Genomic DNA, 230 nt, shown 5'->3' with positions numbered 1-230 from the left:
ATGATAGAAAATAACTCATGTTTTCAAGGAACAATCAAAAAAAGCAATCCAAAATAAATTGGATTGCTTTTTTGAATAAACGATTAAAGAACTGGAGCCATTGTTTCTTTCAATACTTGAACAGAGTGATCGAATTTTAATTCTTCTTCTTCACTTAATTCCACTTCTAAAATTTCACGAACACCGCCGCGATTTAAAACAGCAGGTACGCCGATATAAACATCCTTTTG

1 protein-coding gene is annotated in these 230 nt (G+C 32.2%); it reads right to left on the bottom strand.

Translation table 11 applies throughout. From position 1 onward, the window contains the following. Positions 1-83: 83 nt before the first annotated feature. On the bottom strand, positions 84-230 hold a 147-nt coding region (locus SB775_RS34385; RefSeq protein ID WP_410865768.1), incomplete at its 5' end, for an L-lactate dehydrogenase.

The organism is Peribacillus sp. SIMBA_075, assembly GCF_046534585.1.
Note: the sequence above shows the minus strand (reverse complement) of the source record. Positions and strands in the feature narration are given on the sequence as shown.